The sequence below is a fragment of the Terrabacter carboxydivorans genome, from assembly GCF_039532035.1.
GTDB classification, from domain to species: Bacteria; Actinomycetota; Actinomycetes; order Actinomycetales; family Dermatophilaceae; genus Terrabacter; species Terrabacter carboxydivorans.
Map to the genome: position 1 here is coordinate 197,144 of NZ_BAAARE010000009.1, position 17,290 is coordinate 214,433.

Consider the following 17,290-nt stretch of genomic DNA (forward strand, 5'->3'; position numbering starts at 1 on the left):
GAGCCATGACTGTCAACGAGATCGACGTCGCGGGGCACCAGGTCGCCCTCGCGTTCGAGGACGGCGTAACGCGGTTCATCACCTGCCGCGAGGACCAGACCGTCGCCGACGCGTCGTACCGCCAGCGGATCAACATCCCGCTCGACTGCCGGGACGGCGCCTGCGGGACGTGCAAGGCGTTCTGCGAGTCCGGGGACTACGACGGGGGCTCGTACATCGACGACGCCCTGAGCCCGGACGAGGCCGAGCGCGGCTTCGTGCTGCCCTGCAGCATGCGGCCGAGGTCGGACCTCGTGCTCCAGGTCGCGAGCACCTCCGAGGTCGCCAAGACCAGGGCGGCCACGTATGCCGGCACACTCGTCGGCCTGGAACGGCTGAGCCGCACGACGGTCGAGATCGCGGTCGAGATCCCCGACCGCGAGGAGCTCGCGTTTTTGCCGGGGCAGTACGTCAACATCGCTGTACCCGCCACCGAGGTCACCCGCTCGTACTCCTTCAGCAACGCCCCGCACGAGGAGCGGCTGACCTTCCTCGTCAAGCTCACGCCCGGTGGGGCCATGTCGAGCTACCTCGAAGAGCGGGCGGCCGTCGGCGACGAGATCACCTTCACCGGGCCGCACGGCTCCTTCTTCCTCCGCGAGACGGATCGGCCGGTGCTCCTGCTCGCCGGCGGGACCGGCCTGGCGCCGATCCTCTCGATGCTCCGCAAGCTGCAGCACGAGGGCAGCGACCGCACGGCGCACCTCGTCTACGGCGTCAGCACCGACGAGGACCTCGTGGCGGTCGACCAGATCGAGCGCGCCGCTGCAGGGCTCGTGAACCTCACGTGGGACCACTGCGTCTCGGACCCGGCCAGCTCGGCCCGCAACAAGGGCTACGTCATGAGCCTCATCGAGCCGGAGCACCTGCACGATGGCGACGTCGCGATCTACCTGTGTGGGCCGCCGCCGATGGTCGAAGCCGTCCGCAGCCACGTGTCCGAGGCTGGCTTGGAGCTGACGGGCTTCTACTACGAGAAGTTCGCGCTCGCGGTGCCGTCGGCCGCCGCTCCGCAGGCATCGGACACCGAGGAGACGCCGGCGCCAGCCGATGTCGCCGATGACACCACCGCCCCCGTGGCGCAGCCCGCGCCGACGGGTGCTGCCGCGCCCTCCCCCGTCATCGACGAGCTCGTGTATGCCGTGGACGCGCGCGCCGTCGCCGGTCAGCAGGTCCTGGCGTCCGTCCACCTCCCGGCGTGGACGGGCGAGCGTCGTCACACCGACGACGGCGACTCCGCCCGGAGGATCGCGGGCCAGGTCGTCGCGCCCATCGACGACCGGCCGGGTGCCTCGAGCTCGCCGCTCGACGTCGATGCGTCGCTGCACCCCTCGGGTGCACGGGGCCTCGCCGGCCAGGTCGTCTTCCCCGCAGCCGACATCCCGAGCGTCCCAACCGCGACCGCCGCCGCCCCGACGACGGCCGACGGCTACCAGATCGGCGAGGAGCACCCGGACGTCCGCTCCTCCGACGCCATCTTCGAGGCCCGCCAGGCGCTGGAGCTCGGAGCCCTGGAGCTGACGGTCGGCCGCCTCACCTCGCAGCAGCTCGCCGGCTACCGTCTGCTCGCCGAGTCGACGCTGCCCTACGTCGACGGGGACCGCTTCGTCGACGCCCACGCCTACACGGAGACGAACGCCGCGTTCCACGACTACCTCTTCGCCCAGACCCGCAACGAGCACCTGTTGCAGGCCTATCGCGCCCTGGGGGTGAAGGGCCGGATGGAGGAGGCGCTGCGCACCGCGACGTGGTGCCATCCCCAGTGCGCCACCGACCACGTCGCGATCGTCGACGCCTTCGAGGCCGCCGACCGGGAACGGGCTCGTGACCTCATCGCAGCCCACGCCGAGCGCTCAAAGCAGACGATGCGCCGGGCGATGGCCGAGGCGTCGACCGCGACCCGGCCCCGGTTCCTGACACCGGGCCGGTTCGAGGGCAAGGTCGTCGTCGTCACCGGGGCGGCCCAGGGCATCGGAGCCCACGTGGCACGCCGGATCGGCGCCGAGGGTGGCGCCGTGGTGCTCGCCGACCGGTCAGAGCTCGTCTCGGAAGTCGCCGACGAGCTCACCGGCTGGGGCGCCCAGTCCCTGGCGGTGAGCTGTGACCTCGAGCAGCCGGAGGGCGCAGAGGAGCTGGCCCGCCAGGCGATCGAGCGCTTCGGCCGCATCGACGTGCTGGTCAACAACGTGGGCGGGGCCATCAACTTCAAGCCGTTCACCGAGTTCAGCGGCGCGGAGATCCGGGCAGAGCTCGACCGGTCGCTGCTGACCACGCTCTTCGGCTGTCGCGCGGTCCTGCCCTCGATGGTCGCAGCCAGGAGGGGCGTCATCGTCAACGTCTCCTCAGCGGCGACCCGCGGCATCCACCGGATCCCTTACTCCGCGGCGAAGGGCGGGGTGAACGCCGTCACCGCCTCGCTCGCCATGGAGTACGCCGAGCACGGCATCCGGGTCGTGGCCACGGCTCCGGGCGGCACGGAGGCTCCCCCGCGCCGCATCTCCCGCGGCACACCGGCTCCCCGCACCGAGCAGGAGCGTGAGTGGTTCGACGCCCACATCGAGCAGACGCTCGCCTCGTCGCTGATGGGCCGCTACGGGACGCTCGAGGAGCAGGCGGCGGCCATCGCCTTCCTCGCCTCCGACGAGGCTTCGTACATCACGGGGACCGTGCTGCCCGTCGCAGGTGGCGACCTCGGCTGACCCGGCGTCGGACCGCTCGCACCGTGCACGCGGTGCGGGCGGTGCCACCGGGGCCTACCGTGACCGTGTGACGCGTGCGCTGCTGCCGAGCCTGCGACGAGAGCTCGACCGCCTCGTCGAGGTCCTGTCGGGCGTCCCGTCCGGCAACGGAACCCGTGGCACGCACGGACCGATCCAGCGGTCCGAGGGCTCGAGCCTCGTCGTCGTCACCGCTCCCTCCGGCGGTGGGCTCACCACCTTCCTGCGCACGCTGGGCGACCGGTGCGAGGACCGGCAGGAGCACGACCCCGGCCGGCACCTCGAGGCCGCCCGGGTCCAGCACCTGGTGGGGCTGCCGTGGGAGGGCACCGAGCCGGGCGCCACGCTCGGCGCCCTGTCTCCCGCCCCGGCGGTGGGCTCTGGCGGCAGTCCCCTCGCCACCGCGAGGAGCTGGCTGGCCGGCATCGAACCCACAGGAGACGGCTGGGACGTGGTGGTGCTGCTCAAGGACGGGCAGCACGCCGACCCCTTCACCCTGAGGACGCTCGTCAGCCTGACCCGCCAGTCCGGTGCGGCGCGCGTGCTCGTCGTGGTCGGCTGGCGCGAGAACGGCGAGGACCACGCACACGCGAGCCCGGCCGCGGCCGACGCCACCGGCACCGGCACCGGCACCGGCACCGGCACCGACGAGGACCTGCACGACACGCTGGTCGCCGCTGCCGACCACGTCGTGCGGCTGCCGCCGCTCGAGGCGGCCGACGTCGCGGTCCTCGCCGAGCAGCGCGGACTGACCCTGCCGCCCCTGCAGCTGGAGCGACTGCTGCACCACTGCGGCGGCCGGGTGCGCAACGTCGTCGAGCTGCTGGGCGTGGTCGCACCCGAGGACTGGCACGAGCCGCAGCTCGTCCTGCCGGCCCCGCCGACCGCGGCGCGTGCCACCCGGGCGGTGCTCCGCTCCGTCGACGAGGACGCCCGACGCCTGGTCGGCGCAGTGGCGGTGCTCGAGCGGGGCGACCCGCGGGCGCACGGTGTGCCCCTCGGCGACGCCGGGCGCATCGGCGGCGTGGACGTGACGGCCGCCGCTCTCGAGGAGGCTCTCCGTGCCGGACTGCTCCGCCGGGTCGATGAGCTCGGCCGTCGGGTCCGCACCCAGGACGCGCTCGTGCGCCAAGCGGTCCTCGACGAGATCGCGTTCGCCGACCGGGCGCGGCTGCACGCGCGGGCCGGGGGGGTGGTGGAGGACGCCGCCTCCGTGCTGCGCCACCGGTGGTTCGCCGCTCCCGACCCGGACGAGGCCCTCGCAGCCGAGCTCGAGGCCGAGGCGTCGCGCCACGCCCGGACGGGGGCGTGGGCCGTGGCGGCCGACCTGCTGCTCCTCGGGTCGCGCGCGAGCACCGACCCGGAGGCCGGGGCTCGTCGGCTGGTCGGCGCGGTGGACGCGCTCATCGGAGCCGGGGACGTGCCCCAGGCGATGCAGTTCGTCCCCGACGTGGAGACCCTGCGCGAGACCGCGCTTCGCAACGCCGTGCTCGGCTACCTCGCCGTCGTGCGCGGGCGGCCGGCCGAGGCCGAGCACAAGCTGGGCCGCGCCTGGGACCTCGTGAACCTCCGCCGGGAGCCCGACACCGCCGCCCTCATCGCCCAGCGACGCGTCCTGCACGGCCTCGCACGCTGCCGTCCACGGGAGGTCGTCGAGTGGGGTGACCGTGCTGTCGAGCTGGCGCCCGGGACCCCCGCGGCCGTCGAAGCCGCTGCCATCCGGGGTCTCGCACTGGGGGCCGAGGGCAGCGTCGACGAGGCCCTCGAGGACTACCGCCTCATGCTCGACCGCCTCCCGCACGGGCCGGTGACGCAGCGGGTGGTGATGGCCTCGGGCTGGCTGCACCTGGCGTCGGACGACCCCGACCGCGCCCGCGAGGAGCTGGAGCTCGCGTCGTCCACCGACCACGGCGGCGGCTCGGTGCGCATCGCGCTGTGGGCCCGCGCGTGGTTGGCCCGGGTGCAGTTCCTCACGGGCGACTGGTCCGACGCCATGGGCACCGCCGCCGCAGGGCTGGACCTCGCGCACCGCTCCGGCATCAGCCTGCTCGTGCCGCTCATGGAGTGGACGCGAACCCAGGTGTACGCGCTGCGCGGGGACTGGGACAGCGCGGAGCGCTGCGCCAGGGCCGGCGATGCCGGCGCCCGCGACTACGAGGTCATGCGAGCGCCTGCGGCACTCGGCCGCGCCGCCCTGTGCGAGGCGCGCGCCGACTACCCCGGCGTCCTGCGCGCACTGGCGCCCCTCACGCAGCCCTGGGCGCGGGGGTGGGTCGACGCGCCGGGCTTCTGGCCCTGGGCCGACGTCCACGCCAACGCCCTGGTCCTGACCGGTCGCGTGGACGACGCGGACGCCTTCCTGGTCCGGCACGAGCAGCGGGCCGCCGCCTCGGGGCACGTCTCGGCCTCGGCCCGGCTCTGCGGTGCCCGTGGCCGCTGGCACGGGGCCCGGGGTGACCTCGACGCGGCCCGCGAGTCGTTCGACCGCGCTCTGGCGCTCCTCGAGCCGCTCCCCCTCACGTACGACCGGGCGCGCGTCTGCTTCGCCTACGGTCAGACGCTCCGTCGGGCCGGGCGCCGGGCGCAGGCCGACGCCGTCATCTCGGTCGCGCGGGAGTCGTATGCCGCGCTGGGGGCTCGCACCTACGTGGAGCGATGTGACCGTGAGCTGGCTGCTGGTGGCGTCAACGTCCTGAGGGTGCATCGTGAGTTCGACGAGCTCACCCCGCAGGAGGAGGCCGTAGCCACCCTCGTGGCACGCGGCCGGACCAACAGGGAGGTCGCGGCCGAGCTGTTCCTGTCGGTCAAGACCGTGCAGTACCACCTGACGCGGACCTACGCGAAGCTCGGGGTGCGCTCTCGCTCCGAGCTGGCGGCCCTGCGCTCCGCGCCGACGACGGAGTGACGAGCTCGCGCACGACGGCCAGGGTGCGAGCGAGGTGGGGCTCGAGGCGGTCGCCACGGTGGGCGACGACGAGCTCGACGCTCGTGGCCGGCCGCACCAGCGGGACGTAGACGATCCCGTCCAACGACATGGCCTGCACCGGCTGCGGCACGACGGCCACTCCCAGCCCTCCGGCGACCAGGGTGACCAGCGTCGAGGTCTCGCCGACCTCGTGCCGGATCGTCGGCTCGAAGCCTGCGTCCCGACAGAGGCGCTGGACGACCTCGTACATCGCCGCGCGCCGCTGCGCCGAGTGCACGATGAGGCCCTCGTGGCGCAGGTCCGCGACGGGGACGCGGTCCCGTCCTGCGAACCGGTGGCTCGCCGGCACCGCGAGCACCAGCCGATCGTGCCGGAGCGGCGTGACGGCGAGCGTCGGGTCACTGACCGGCGGTCGCAGGAAGGCGAGGTCGATGGTGCCGGCTCGCAGGGCGTCGACCTGCTCCGAGGCGAGCATCTCGCCCCGGAAGGAGAAGTCCACGCCGGGCAGCGCCTCGGAGAGCCGTGCCGACAGCTGGGGCAGCAGGCTGTAGGTCACCGAGCCGACGCACCCGATGACGAGCCGTCCCTCGCTGCCGGCCGCGACGCGGCGCGCCTCGGCGGCTGCGTCGTCGACCGAGGCGAGTATCGCTCGCGCGCGCTCGAGGTATGCCGTCCCCGCGGCCGTGAGGTCCACCCGGCGGGTCGTGCGCACGAACAGCTCTGCACCGACCTCGGCCTCCAGGCGCCGGATCTGCTGGGACAGAGGGGGCTGGGCCATGTGCAGCCGCTCGGCCGCCCTGCCGAAGTGCCGCTCCTCCGCGACGACGACGAAGTAGCGCAGGTGCCGCATCAGATCCATATCCTGACTCTACTCAGTCAGGTCAGATATTGATCCTTCAGAATATGGCCGGAAAGGCATACGGTCGTGGACGTGAGCTCCTTCGTCTATGCAGCGACCCGCACCCCCTTCGGCAAGTTCAACGGCAGCCTGTCGGGCGTGCGCCCCGACGACCTTGCTGCACATGCGATCTCGGCGCTGCTCGCTCGCACGCCGGACCTCGACCCTGAGCGGGTCGACGACGTCGTCTGGGGCAACGCCAACGGCGCCGGCGAGGAGAACCGCAACGTCGGACGCATGGCGGGGCTGCTCGCGGGACTGCCCGTGAGCGTGCCGGGCACGACCGTGAACCGCCTCTGCGGATCCAGCCTCGATGCCGTCCACATCGGCTCACGCGCGATCGAGAGCGGCGACGCCGACATTGTGCTCACCGGTGGCGTCGAGTCGATGACGCGCGCACCCTGGGTGCTCCCCAAGCAGCCGAGGCCGTTCCCGTCGGGCGACGTCACCGCCGTCTCCACCACCCTGGGGTGGCGCCTGGTCAACCCGCGGATGCACCCGGAGTGGACCGTGTCGCTCGGCGAGGCCAACGAGCAGCTCCAGCAGAAGTTCGGGATCTCGCGCGAGCGCCAGGACGAGTTCGCCGCGAGGTCGCACCGGCTCGCCCACCAGGCCTGGGAGGACGGCTTCTACGACGACCTCGTCACTCCCGTCGCCGCTCCGCGGGGAGCCGACCCGCTGACGAGCGACGAGGGCATCCGGCCCGGCAGCTCGGTGGAGAAGCTCGCCACCCTCCAGCCGGTGTTCCGCGGCGACGGCACCATCACCGCCGGCAACGCCTCGCCCTTGAGTGACGGCGCCTCCGCCGTGCTCCTCGGGTCCGAGGCCGCGGCCGGCACCATCGGCGCGACCCCGCTGGCGCGCATCGCCGGCCGGGCGGCATACGCCCTCGCCCCGCAGGACTTCGGCTACGCGCCCGTCGAGGCCGCGAACCTCGCGCTGCGGCGGGCGGGGATCGGCTGGGAGCAGGTGGGTGCCGTCGAGCTCAACGAGGCGTTCGCCGTCCAGTCCCTCGCCTGCCTCGACGCGTGGAAGGTCGACCCCGACATCGTCAACACCCGCGGGGGCGCCATCGCCATCGGCCACCCGCTCGGCGCCTCCGGAGGCCGCATCGTGGGGACGCTCGCCAAGGTGCTGCGCGAGCGGGGCGAGCGCTGGGGCGTGGCCGCGATCTGCATCGGCGTCGGGCAGGGGCTCGCCGTCGTCCTCGAGAACGTCGAGGCCTCCTGATGGGCCGCACCGAGGTCCTCGCGACCACGGACGAGGCGGTCGCCGGCATCGCGGACGGCTCGACGATCCTCGTCGGTGGCTTCGGTCTCGCCGGCATGCCCTTCGACCTCATCGACGCCCTGATCCGCCAGGGCGCGGGCGACCTGACCATCGTGGCCAACAACGCCGGCAACGGCGACGTCGGCCTGGCCGCGCTGCTCAAGGCCGGGCGCGTGCGCAAGGTGGTGTGCTCCTTCCCGCGCCAGGTCGACTCCTACGTCTTCGACGAGCTCTACCGCTCCGGGCGCGTCGAGCTCGAGGTCGTGCCGCAGGGCAACCTCGCGGAGCGGATGCGCGCGGCCGGGGCAGGGATCGGGGGCTTCTACTCGCCGACCGGGGTGGGCACGATCCTCGCCGAGGGCAAAGAGGCCCGGGTCCTCGGCGGACGCGAGTACGTCCTGGAGCTGCCGATCCGGGGCGACTACGCGCTCGTCTCGGCGCACCGTGCCGATCGGATGGGCAACCTCGTCTACCGCAAGACCGCTCGCAACTTCGGCCCCGTCATGGCGACCGCCGCCACGACGACGATCGCGCAGGTGACCGAGGTCGTCGACACCGGCGCGCTCGACCCCGAGGCCGTCGTCACACCGTCGATCTTCGTCGACCGGGTCGTGCAGGTGCAGGCCCGCCACTACACCGTCCAGGGAGCACACTGATGCCGAGCTCGACGCAGGAGCTGCTGCACACCACGACGGAGCACCTCCAGCGGGGCGCCCTGTCCACGGACGAGCTCGCGGCGATCGTCGCCGCCGACATCCCGGACGGGTCCTTCGTCAACCTCGGCATCGGCCAGCCCACCAAGGTCGCCGACCACCTGACGGCGGAGCAGGGTGTCGTCCTGCACACCGAGAACGGCATGCTCGGCATGGGGCCGGCCGCGCACGGCGACGACGTGGACCCCGACCTGACGAACGCCGGCAAGGTGCCTGTCACCGAGCTGCCGGGAGCCTCCTACTTCCACCACGCGGACTCGTTCGCGATGATGCGCGGGGGGCACCTCGACGTCTGCGTGCTCGGCGCCTTCCAGGTCGCGGGTAACGGCGACCTCGCGAACTGGCACACCGGCCGGGCCGAGGACATCCCCGCCGTCGGCGGCGCGATGGACCTCGCGACCGGCGCCAGGAACGTCTTCGTCATGATGACGCTCTTCAGCAAGGACGGCTCCCCCAAGCTCGTCCGCGAGTGCACCTACCCGCTGACCGGACTGGGGTGCGTCAGCACCGTGTACACCGACCACGGCATCTTCGAGGTGAGCCCCGGCTCCGACGCCGTCACCGTGCGCGCGACGTTCGGCATCTCCGTCGAGGAGCTCCGCCGGCGCCTGGACGTCCCGCTGGTCACGCTGACGACCTGATGTGGAGCTCGAGATGACAGCCGCAGGCGTGCAGGTCCACGAGACGACGGCGGGGCGTGTCCTGCTCGGGCCCGGGGCGCGCAGGTGCGTGCCCTCCGAGGTCGACCGCCTCCGTGCAGAGCGCGCCTTCGTGGTCTCGACGCGGTCCGCCGCCCATCACGTGGACGAGTGCCTGGCCGACCTGGGCAGTCGGGCCGTCGGACGGTTCGACGGCGCCGTCGTCCACACTCCGGTGCACGTCACCGAGGAGGCGCTGGCCCTCGTCCTCGCCTCGCGGGCAGACGTCATCGTTGCGTTCGGCGGCGGCTCCGCGACGGGACTGTCCAAGGCGATCAGCGCCCGGACGGGCCTGCCGCAGGTCGTCGTGCCCACGACGTATGCCGGCTCCGAGGTGACGCCGGTCCTCGGGGAGACCCGCGACGGCGCCAAGACCACACGCCGTGACCCGGCGCTCCTGCCCGACACGGTCGTCTACGACCCCGAGCTGACGCTCTCGATGCCACGTGGCCTGACCCTGACCAGTGCCCTCAACGCACTGGCGCACGCCGTGGAGGCGACCTGGGCGGTGGACTCCTCCGCCTACACCGACGCCCTTGCCACAGAAGCGGTCTCGTCGATCACGCAGGCCCTACCCCTCGTGCTCGACAGCCCGACCGACCTGGCTGCCCGCGGCCGGCTGCACTCCGGGGCCTGGCTCGCCGGCTGCTGCCTCGCCCAGACGCGGATGGGACTGCACCACCAGCTCGCCCACGCGCTCGGCGGTTCCTTCGACCTCCCCCACGCGGAGCTGCACGCGCTGCTCCTCCCCCACGTCACGGCATACAACCTCCCGGCGGCGCCGGCCGCCCGAGAGCGCCTCACGCGTGCGGTCGGCGACGACCCGGTGCAGGTGCTGGCCGACCTGGCCGCGCAGCACGACGGAGCCCGCCGGCTGCGCGACCTCGACGTGCCCCGCGACGCCCTTCGGGCGGTGGCGGAACGCGTCGCAGCCGCTCCCTATCCAAACCCGGCACCGGTCGACGTCGACTCGGTCACGGGGCTCCTCGAGCGAGCGTGGTGACCTCGGCTCGACGATCGACCGGGGAGGGGCCGTTCAGCTGTCGTCACACGGCAGGGTGCGGGCGGCCCCAGGCGACGGACAGCTCGATGGCACGGGACCACTGCTGCAGCAGCTGGGCTCGTCGCCCACGCTCGATCATCGGGTGCCACTCGGCGGCCCGGTGCCACTGCCGACGCAGGACCTGCTGGTCGGACCAGTAGCCCACCGCCAGCCCTGCCGCGTAGGCCGCCCCGAGGGCGACCGTCTCGGCCATCATCGGCCGGACGACGGGCACGTCGAGCACGTCGGCCACCGTCTGCATGAGCAGGTTGTTGCTCGTCATGCCGCCGTCCACGGCCACGCTGAGCAACGGCAGGTCCGCGTCGTTGTTCATGGCGGCGAGGACCTCCTGGGTCTGCAGGGCGACTGCCTCGAGCACGGCACGGGCGATGTGCCCCTTGGTGATGTAGGCGGTCAGTCCGGCGACGATGCCCTGGGCCCGGCTCTCCCAGTGCGGCGCGTAGAGACCGGCGAACGCCGGGACGACGAAGCAGCCGCCGTTGTCGTCCACGGAGGCCGCGAGGGTCTCGATCTCCGCCGGCGAGCGGATGAGCCCCAGGCTCTCGCGGCACCACTCGACGAGGGCGCCGGCGACGGCCACGGACCCCTCCAGCGCGTAGACGGTCGCTTCGCCCTCCATCTGGTGGGCCACCGTGGTGACGAGCCCGTGCCTCGAGGGGACCGGCTGGCGACCGGTGTTGAGCAGCATGAACGTGCCGGTGCCGAAGGTGCACTTGGCCTCGCCGGACTCGAAGGCGGTCTGCCCGAAGAGGGAGGCCTGCTGGTCGCCGATCACCGCACCGACGGGTATGCCGGCCACCGGGTCGGTCGTGACGCCGTGGGCCCCCATGGTCGGCCGGATCTCGGGCAGCGCCCGCCTGGGCACCCGCATCACGGTGAGGAGCTCCTCGTCCCACTGCAGGGTGCGCAGGTCCATCAGCATGGTGCGGCTCGCGTTGGTGACGTCGGTGGCGTGGACGCCGCCACGGGGACCACCCGTGAGGTTCCACAGCAGCCAGGTGTCCATCGTGCCGAAGAGCAGCTCGCCCGTCTCGGCGCGGTCACGCAGGGACTCGTCGTTCTCGAGGATCCAGCGCAGCTTCGGACCCGTGAAGTAGGTGGCCAGCGGCAGGCCGGTCCGCTCGTGGATGACCGTCGGGTCGAGCTCCTCGGCGATGACGGGGAGCAGCGAACCGGTTCTGGTGTCCTGCCAGACGATGGCCGGGGTCACCGGCTCGCCGGTGAGGCGGTCCCACACGACCACGGTCTCGCGCTGGTTGGTCAGGCCGAGCGACACGATCTGGGAGGGCTCGATGCCGGCCGTTCGAAGGGCCTCGGGCAGCAGCCGGCAGACCAGCCTCCAGATCTCGGCCGCGTCGTGCTCGACCCACCCGGGCCGGGGGTAGTGCTGGGAGTGCTGCTCCTGCGTGAGCGCGACGAGCCGACCCTGGTGGTCGAAGACGAGGCAGCGCGTCGAGGTCGTGCCCTGGTCGATGGCGGCCACGTATCGCTCGCTCATGCAGCGCGCCCGTGCCCGAACTCCCGTGACACGGCACGGGCGACGCGCAGCACCTCGTCCTCGAGCGTCTGGCGCGGCCGGTGTCGCGCGTCGCACAGCTCGTCGACGCTGCCGGTGATGCCGACGGACGCGACGACGTAGCCGCCGCGGTCGCGCACCGGGGCGGCGATGCCCGCGACCTCCGGCTCGCACTCCCCCACCGCGACGGCCAACCCGTTCTCACGGATGTCGGCGAGCTCGCGCAGGAGCGTGGGTCGCTCGGTGATGGTCCGGTAGGTGAAGCTCTGGACCGGTCGCGTGAGGACGCTCCTGGCGGCACCGGGGTCGAAGGCGAGCAGCACCTTGCCCAGGGCCGTGGCATGCAGCGGGATGCGCCGGCCGATCTCCAGCGTCTGCTCCTGCGAGCCGATGGCGAAGACGTGGTGGGCGATGAGCGCGGCGCCCTCACGGAACATCGCGACGCGGGCGGCGCAGCCGGTGCGAGCGGCCAGTGCATCGGTCCAGTTGAGCGCGTAGGCCCGCAGCTCGTTCGGGTCGAGCCGGGTGGACCCGATCTGGAGCAGGTCCCGGCCGACGCGGTAGCAGCCGTCCTCGTCCTTCTCGACGAACTGGACGTCACACAGCGTCCCGAGGAGTCCGTGCGCCGTGGTCTTGGCCAGGGAGAGCGCGGCCGCGATCTGCGCCAGCCCCAGTGGCTCCTCCTCGGAGGCCAGCAGCTGGACGATGGCGGCCGCGCGCTCCACCGACTGCACGGGTCCGGACATGCCACGAGCGTAGGTCGGGGACGGATCGCCCGAAAGGGGCGCCCGTTCGACCATGGCGAACGCCGCGGCGTTCGGCGATGGCGAACGCACGGCGTTGTCGGACCGCCCGACGCTTCGTACGTTTCCGGTCATTGACTGCAGGACGGGCAATCCGCCCTAGCTGCAAGCAGATCCGACGACAAAGGAGTCGACATGGACGGTCTTCACAGACGCACTCTCACAGGTGAGCTCGTGGCAGAGTTCCTCGGCACCATGGTCCTGATCCTCTTCGGGGTGGGCGTGGTCGCGCAGGTCGTGACCGGCAAGGACGGCCTCGGCGGCCATGACTCGATCGCGTGGGCGTGGGGCCTCGGCGTGACGTTCGGCGTCTACGTCGCCGCCCGGATCAGCGGCGCCCACCTCAATCCGGCGGTGACCGTGGCCCTCGCCGTCTTCAAGGGCTTCGAGTGGCGCAAGGTGCTGCCCTACGCCCTGGTCCAGACGCTCGGCGCCTTCGTCGCAGCGCTCATCGTGAGGTTCGCCTACGCCGACGCCATCGCGAACGTCGACCCGGGCCACACGATCGCGACACAGGGCATCTTCTCGACACTGCCGGGCAACGGGTCGCTGCCGATCAGCATCGGCAGCGCCTTCCTGGACCAGGTCATCGGCACGGCGATCCTGCTCTTCCTGATCCTCGCCGTGACCGATGTGCGCAACAGCGCACCGGTGCAGTGGATGGCGCCCTTCATCATCGGGCTCATCGTCGTGGCGATCGGGATGGCCTGGGGCGCCAACGCCGGCTACGCCATCAACCCCGCGCGCGACTTCGGCCCGAGGCTCGCCTCGTTCCTCACCGGGTACGGCACCGCCTTCGAGGACCAGCACGGCTCCCTCTACTTCTGGGTGCCGATCGTCGCCCCGCTCATCGGCGGGCTGCTCGGTGCGGGCGCCTACGTCGGCCTCGTCGAGCGCTACCTGCCCGACGACGACGAGCCGAACGAGGTCGGCGAGGTGGCCGCCGGGGAGCCCCACGCGCACCCGGAGCGGGCCAGCGTCTCCTGACGAGACCCGCACGTGCAGCGGGAGACCCGTCCCGACGCACAGACGCACACGCCGGCACACGGCATACACGGCATACACGCACGACCGACTCAAGGAGGAGTGACCATGGCTGACTACGTCGCCGCGGTGGACCAGGGAACGACGAGCACCAGGTGCATGATCTTCGACCACGGGGGCAACGAGATCGCCCGGCACCAGCTCGAGCACCAGCAGATCATGCCCCGACCCGGCTGGGTCGAGCACAACCCCGTCGAGATCTGGGAGCGCACGAGCGCGGTCCTTCAGACCGTCATGAACGGCAAGGGACTGTGCGCCCCCGACCTGGCCGCGCTCGGCATCACCAACCAGCGCGAGACGACCGTCGTCTGGAACAAGCGCACCGGGCGCCCCTTCTACAACGCGATCGTCTGGCAGGACACGCGAACCGACAAGATCGCCGCGGCCCTCGACAAGGACGAGCGCGGCGAGCTCATCCGCTCCAAGGCCGGACTGCCCCCGGCCACCTACTTCTCCGGCGGCAAGATCCAGTGGATCCTCGAGAACGTGCCCGGCGTCCGCGAGGCGGCCGAGCGCGGCGACGCCCTCTTCGGCACCACCGACAGCTGGCTGCTGTGGAACCTCACGGGGGGCGTCGACGGCGGGGTCCACGTCACCGACGTCACCAACGCCAGCCGCACCATGCTGATGGACCTCGAGACCCTCGCGTGGGACGACGAGCTCCTCGAGATCTTCGGGGTCCCCCGCCAGATGCTGCCGGAGATCCGGCCGTCCTCGGACCCGGGCTTCTACGGCAGGACGCTGGCCCACGGTCCGCTCGGTGGCGAGGTCCCGCTGTCGGCCGCGCTCGGTGACCAGCAGGCCGCCATGGTGGGCCAGGTGTGCCTTGCCGCCGGCGAGGCGAAGAACACCTACGGCACCGGCAACTTCCTGCTCCTCAACACCGGCGAGGAGCTGGTGCGGTCGAAGAACGGGCTGCTGACCACGGTCTGCTACCAGTTCGGCGACGCCAAGCCCGTCTACGCCCTCGAGGGGTCGATCGCCGTCACGGGCTCCGCGGTCCAGTGGCTGCGCGACCAGCTCGGCATCATCCAGGGCGCCAGCCACAGCGAGTCCCTGGCCCGCCAGGTGCCCGACAACGGGGGCTGCTACTTCGTGCCCGCCTTCTCCGGCCTGTTCGCACCGTACTGGCGCTCGGACGCGCGCGGCGCGATCGTCGGTCTCTCCCGCTACAACACCAACGCGCACATCGCCCGGGCGACCCTCGAGGCGATCTGCTACCAGAGCCGCGACGTCGCCGACGCGATGGAGAAGGACTCCGGCGTCACGCTCGAGGTGCTCAAGGTCGACGGCGGCGTCACGGCCAACGACCTCTGCATGCAGATCCAGGCCGACGTCCTCGGCGTCAGCGTGAGCCGCCCGGTCGTCGCCGAGACGACGGCGCTGGGAGCCGCGTATGCCGCGGGGCTGGCCGTGGGGTTCTGGGAGACCCCCGAGGAGCTGCGCCAGAACTGGAACGAGAGCAAGCGGTGGGAGCCCTCGTGGACCGAGGAGCAGCGCGAGGACGGCTATGCCGGCTGGCGCAGGGCCGTCGAGCGCACCCTCGACTGGGTGCAGGTGTGAACGTGCAGGCCGGGGCGACCCCGCTGAGCCGCGTCGGTCGTGACGAGGCGCTGCGCCAGATGGCGGCCGAGGAGCTCGACGTGCTCGTCATCGGTGGCGGTGTCACCGGCGCCGGGGCTGCTCTCGATGCCGTGACCCGGGGACTGCGTGTCGGGCTCGTCGAGGCCCGGGACTACGCCGCCGGCACGTCCTCGCGCAGCTCGAAGCTCATCCACGGCGGCCTGCGCTACCTCGAGCAGCTGAACTTCTCGCTCGTCCGCGAGGCACTGAGGGAGCGCTCGCTCATCCTCAACGTCCTGGCGCCGCACCTGGCGCGGGCCGTGCCGTTCCTCTACCCGCTGCAGCACCGGTTCTGGGAGCGCCCCTACGTCGGGAGCGGCGTGCTGCTCTACGACACGATGGGCGGCCGCCACGGGGTGCCGGGTCACCGGCATCTCACGAAACGCCAAGCGCTGCAGGCGTTCCCGTCGCTGCGCAAGGACGCTCTCGTGGGGGCGGTGCAGTACTACGACGGTCAGGTCGACGACGCCCGTCACACCATGATGGTGGCGCGGACGGCCGCGCACTACGGCGCGCTCTGCGCGACGAGCGTCCGGGTCACCGGCTTCCTGCGTGAGGGAGACCGAGTCGTCGGAGCGACGGTGCGCGACCTCGAGACCGGCGCCGTGCACGAGGTGCGCGCCAAGCGGACGATCAACGCCGCGGGAGTGTGGACCGACGAGATCCAGGAGATGGTGGGCGGGCGAGGGCAGTTCAACGTCCGCGCCTCGAAGGGGGTCCACATCCTCGTGCCGCGCGACCGGATCCAGGCCACGACGGGCATCATCAGCCGCACCGAGAAGAGCGTGCTGTTCATCATCCCCTGGGACACGCACTGGATCATCGGGACGACCGACACCGACTGGGACCTCGATCTCGCGCACCCGGCGGCCAGTCGCACCGACATCGACTACCTCCTCGGCCACGCCAACCGGCTGCTCCAGACGCCGTTGACGCACGACGACATCGTCGGCGTCTATGCGGGACTGCGGCCCCTGCTCCAGGGCGAGTCGGAGGCCACGAGCAAGCTCTCGCGCGAGCACGCGGTGGCGAGCCCCGTCGCCGGGCTCGTCATGGTGGCCGGTGGCAAGTACACGACCTACCGCGTGATGGCCGAGGACGCCGTCGACGCGGCGGTGGAGTCCCTGCCCTCGAAGGTCCCGCCGTCGTGCACCGACCGGGTGCCGCTCGTCGGGGCCGAGGGCTACACCGCCGCCTGGAACCAGCGTCACGTCCGGGCGCGTCGAGCGGGGCTGCACGTCGCCTGGCTCGAGCACCTGCTGCACCGCTACGGATCCCTCACGGAGGAGGTGCTCGCGCTCGTCGCCGACCGGCCGGAGCTCGGGGAGCCGCTCGAGGGCGCCCCGGCCTACCTGCGGGCCGAGATCGTCTACGCCGCGCTGGCCGAGGGCGCCCTGCACCTGGACGACATCCTCACGCGCCGCACCAGGATCTCCATCGAGGCACCGGACCGCGGCCGGGCGTGCGCCCGCCACGTCGCCGACCTCGTCGCCCCGATCCTCGGCTGGGACGAGACGGCGAGCGCCGGCGAGGTCGAGCACTACCACGCCCGTCTCGACGCGGAGCTGCAGTCGCAGGAGGAGCTCGACGACCGCACCGCCGACGCTGCCCGGCTGGGTGCGCCGGACGTCCGGACCGACGGGGTGGCAGTGTCCGGCACCCCGTGAGCGACCCGTGCCGTATGCCGCGTGCGCGCCACGCGGCATACGGCCACACGGCCACACGGCATACGGCATTGCGGCCCTCGTCCGACGGGTCAGCCGGCCGTCCCGGCCGTGCGATTCGTTCCGTCCGCTCCCCCGTACGACTCGGGAGTCGCCGCGGGCGGCTCCACGTTCTCAGAGCCCGCGTGCGGCTCCCCTGCGGCCAGGTCAGTGCGACGGAGGCGCAGCTCGGCGAGCAAAGCGCGCTCACGCCGACGAAGGGAGGCCTCGCGGCTCACCTGACCCGGCAGTGGATGAGGACCTGCGTGGTGCGCCTG

The 17,290-nt window shown here is 72.4% G+C and carries 12 protein-coding genes; 9 read left to right on the plus strand and 3 right to left on the minus strand.

Annotated features, from left to right (window positions below; genetic code table 11):
* Window positions 1–5 precede the first annotated feature (5 nt).
* Complete coding sequence (benC, locus tag ABD297_RS11840; RefSeq protein ID WP_344255133.1) at window positions 6–2,738, plus strand: benzoate 1,2-dioxygenase electron transfer component BenC; 2,733 nt, start codon at window positions 6–8, stop codon at window positions 2,736–2,738.
* Window positions 2,739–2,805: 67 nt separating this feature from the next.
* Window positions 2,806–5,661, plus strand: a complete 2,856-nt coding sequence (locus tag ABD297_RS11845) for a LuxR C-terminal-related transcriptional regulator (protein ID WP_344255134.1) — start codon at window positions 2,806–2,808, stop codon at window positions 5,659–5,661.
* On the opposite strand, the gene ABD297_RS11850 is transcribed toward ABD297_RS11845, so the two are convergent.
* Window positions 5,561–6,541 (minus strand): LysR family transcriptional regulator, encoded by a 981-nt coding sequence (locus tag ABD297_RS11850; protein ID WP_344255135.1) that lies wholly within the window; start codon window positions 6,539–6,541, stop codon window positions 5,561–5,563. The genes ABD297_RS11845 and ABD297_RS11850 overlap by 101 nt on opposite strands.
* Before the next feature lie 72 nt (window positions 6,542–6,613).
* On the opposite strand from ABD297_RS11850, the gene ABD297_RS11855 reads away from it, so the two are divergent.
* From ABD297_RS11855 to ABD297_RS11870, 4 genes are read left to right on the plus strand one after another with little or no spacing between them, the layout of a single operon-like run.
* Window positions 6,614–7,810, plus strand: a complete 1,197-nt coding sequence (locus ABD297_RS11855) for a thiolase family protein (protein WP_344255136.1) — start codon at window positions 6,614–6,616, stop codon at window positions 7,808–7,810.
* Entirely contained in the window at window positions 7,810–8,505 is a 696-nt protein-coding gene (locus ABD297_RS11860; RefSeq protein ID WP_425581163.1) for a 3-oxoacid CoA-transferase subunit A, read from the plus strand. Before ABD297_RS11855 ends, ABD297_RS11860 begins: the two co-directional genes overlap by 1 nt.
* Window positions 8,505–9,203, plus strand: coding sequence for a 3-oxoacid CoA-transferase subunit B (locus tag ABD297_RS11865; protein WP_344255137.1), 699 nt, complete (start codon window positions 8,505–8,507; stop codon window positions 9,201–9,203). Before ABD297_RS11860 ends, ABD297_RS11865 begins: the two co-directional genes overlap by 1 nt.
* A 13-nt stretch (window positions 9,204–9,216) precedes the next feature.
* Window positions 9,217–10,263 carry a maleylacetate reductase gene (locus tag ABD297_RS11870; RefSeq protein ID WP_344255138.1) on the plus strand — a complete coding sequence of 349 codons (1,047 nt, stop codon included), beginning with the start codon at window positions 9,217–9,219 and terminating at the stop codon, window positions 10,261–10,263.
* A 43-nt stretch (window positions 10,264–10,306) separates the two neighbouring features.
* Here ABD297_RS11870 and glpK (ABD297_RS11875) read toward each other — a convergent pair whose 3' ends face one another.
* On the minus strand, window positions 10,307–11,821 hold the full coding sequence (gene glpK, locus ABD297_RS11875) for a glycerol kinase GlpK (protein WP_344255139.1): 1,515 nt from the start codon (window positions 11,819–11,821) through the stop codon (window positions 10,307–10,309).
* On the minus strand, window positions 11,818–12,585 hold the full coding sequence (locus tag ABD297_RS11880) for an IclR family transcriptional regulator (protein ID WP_344255140.1): 768 nt from the start codon (window positions 12,583–12,585) through the stop codon (window positions 11,818–11,820). Before ABD297_RS11880 ends, glpK (ABD297_RS11875) begins: the two co-directional genes overlap by 4 nt.
* Before the next feature lie 192 nt (window positions 12,586–12,777).
* On the opposite strand from ABD297_RS11880, the gene ABD297_RS11885 reads away from it, so the two are divergent.
* From ABD297_RS11885 to ABD297_RS11895, 3 genes are all read left to right on the plus strand, one after another.
* Window positions 12,778–13,629 carry an MIP/aquaporin family protein gene (locus ABD297_RS11885; RefSeq protein ID WP_344255141.1) on the plus strand — a complete coding sequence of 284 codons (852 nt, stop codon included), beginning with the start codon at window positions 12,778–12,780 and terminating at the stop codon, window positions 13,627–13,629.
* Between the two features lie 105 nt (window positions 13,630–13,734).
* A complete protein-coding gene (glpK, locus tag ABD297_RS11890; protein WP_344255142.1) occupies window positions 13,735–15,249 on the plus strand; it encodes a glycerol kinase GlpK in 1,515 nt (504 codons plus the stop codon).
* A gap of 59 nt (window positions 15,250–15,308) precedes the next feature.
* A complete protein-coding gene (locus tag ABD297_RS11895) occupies window positions 15,309–16,976 on the plus strand; it encodes a glycerol-3-phosphate dehydrogenase/oxidase (protein ID WP_344255166.1) in 1,668 nt (555 codons plus the stop codon).
* The last annotated feature ends 314 nt before the right edge of the window (window positions 16,977–17,290 follow it).

Bases quoted from the DNA above. Each gene is read 5' to 3' on its own strand.
- ABD297_RS11880 (WP_344255140.1), bottom strand. From the start codon at position 12,585: ATGTCCGGACCCGTGCAGTCGGTGGAGCGCGCGGCCGCCATCGTCCAG.
- benC (WP_344255133.1), top strand. From the start codon at position 6: ATGACTGTCAACGAGATCGACGTCGCGGGGCACCAGGTCGCCCTCGCG.
- ABD297_RS11850 (WP_344255135.1), bottom strand. From the start codon at position 6,541: ATGGATCTGATGCGGCACCTGCGCTACTTCGTCGTCGTCGCGGAGGAG.
- ABD297_RS11860 (WP_425581163.1), top strand. From the start codon at position 7,810: ATGGGCCGCACCGAGGTCCTCGCGACCACGGACGAGGCGGTCGCCGGC.
- glpK (WP_344255139.1), bottom strand. From the start codon at position 11,821: ATGAGCGAGCGATACGTGGCCGCCATCGACCAGGGCACGACCTCGACG.
- ABD297_RS11865 (WP_344255137.1), top strand. From the start codon at position 8,505: ATGCCGAGCTCGACGCAGGAGCTGCTGCACACCACGACGGAGCACCTC.
- ABD297_RS11870 (WP_344255138.1), top strand. From the start codon at position 9,217: ATGACAGCCGCAGGCGTGCAGGTCCACGAGACGACGGCGGGGCGTGTC.
- ABD297_RS11895 (WP_344255166.1), top strand. From the start codon at position 15,309: ATGGCGGCCGAGGAGCTCGACGTGCTCGTCATCGGTGGCGGTGTCACC.
- ABD297_RS11885 (WP_344255141.1), top strand. From the start codon at position 12,778: ATGGACGGTCTTCACAGACGCACTCTCACAGGTGAGCTCGTGGCAGAG.
- glpK (WP_344255142.1), top strand. From the start codon at position 13,735: ATGGCTGACTACGTCGCCGCGGTGGACCAGGGAACGACGAGCACCAGG.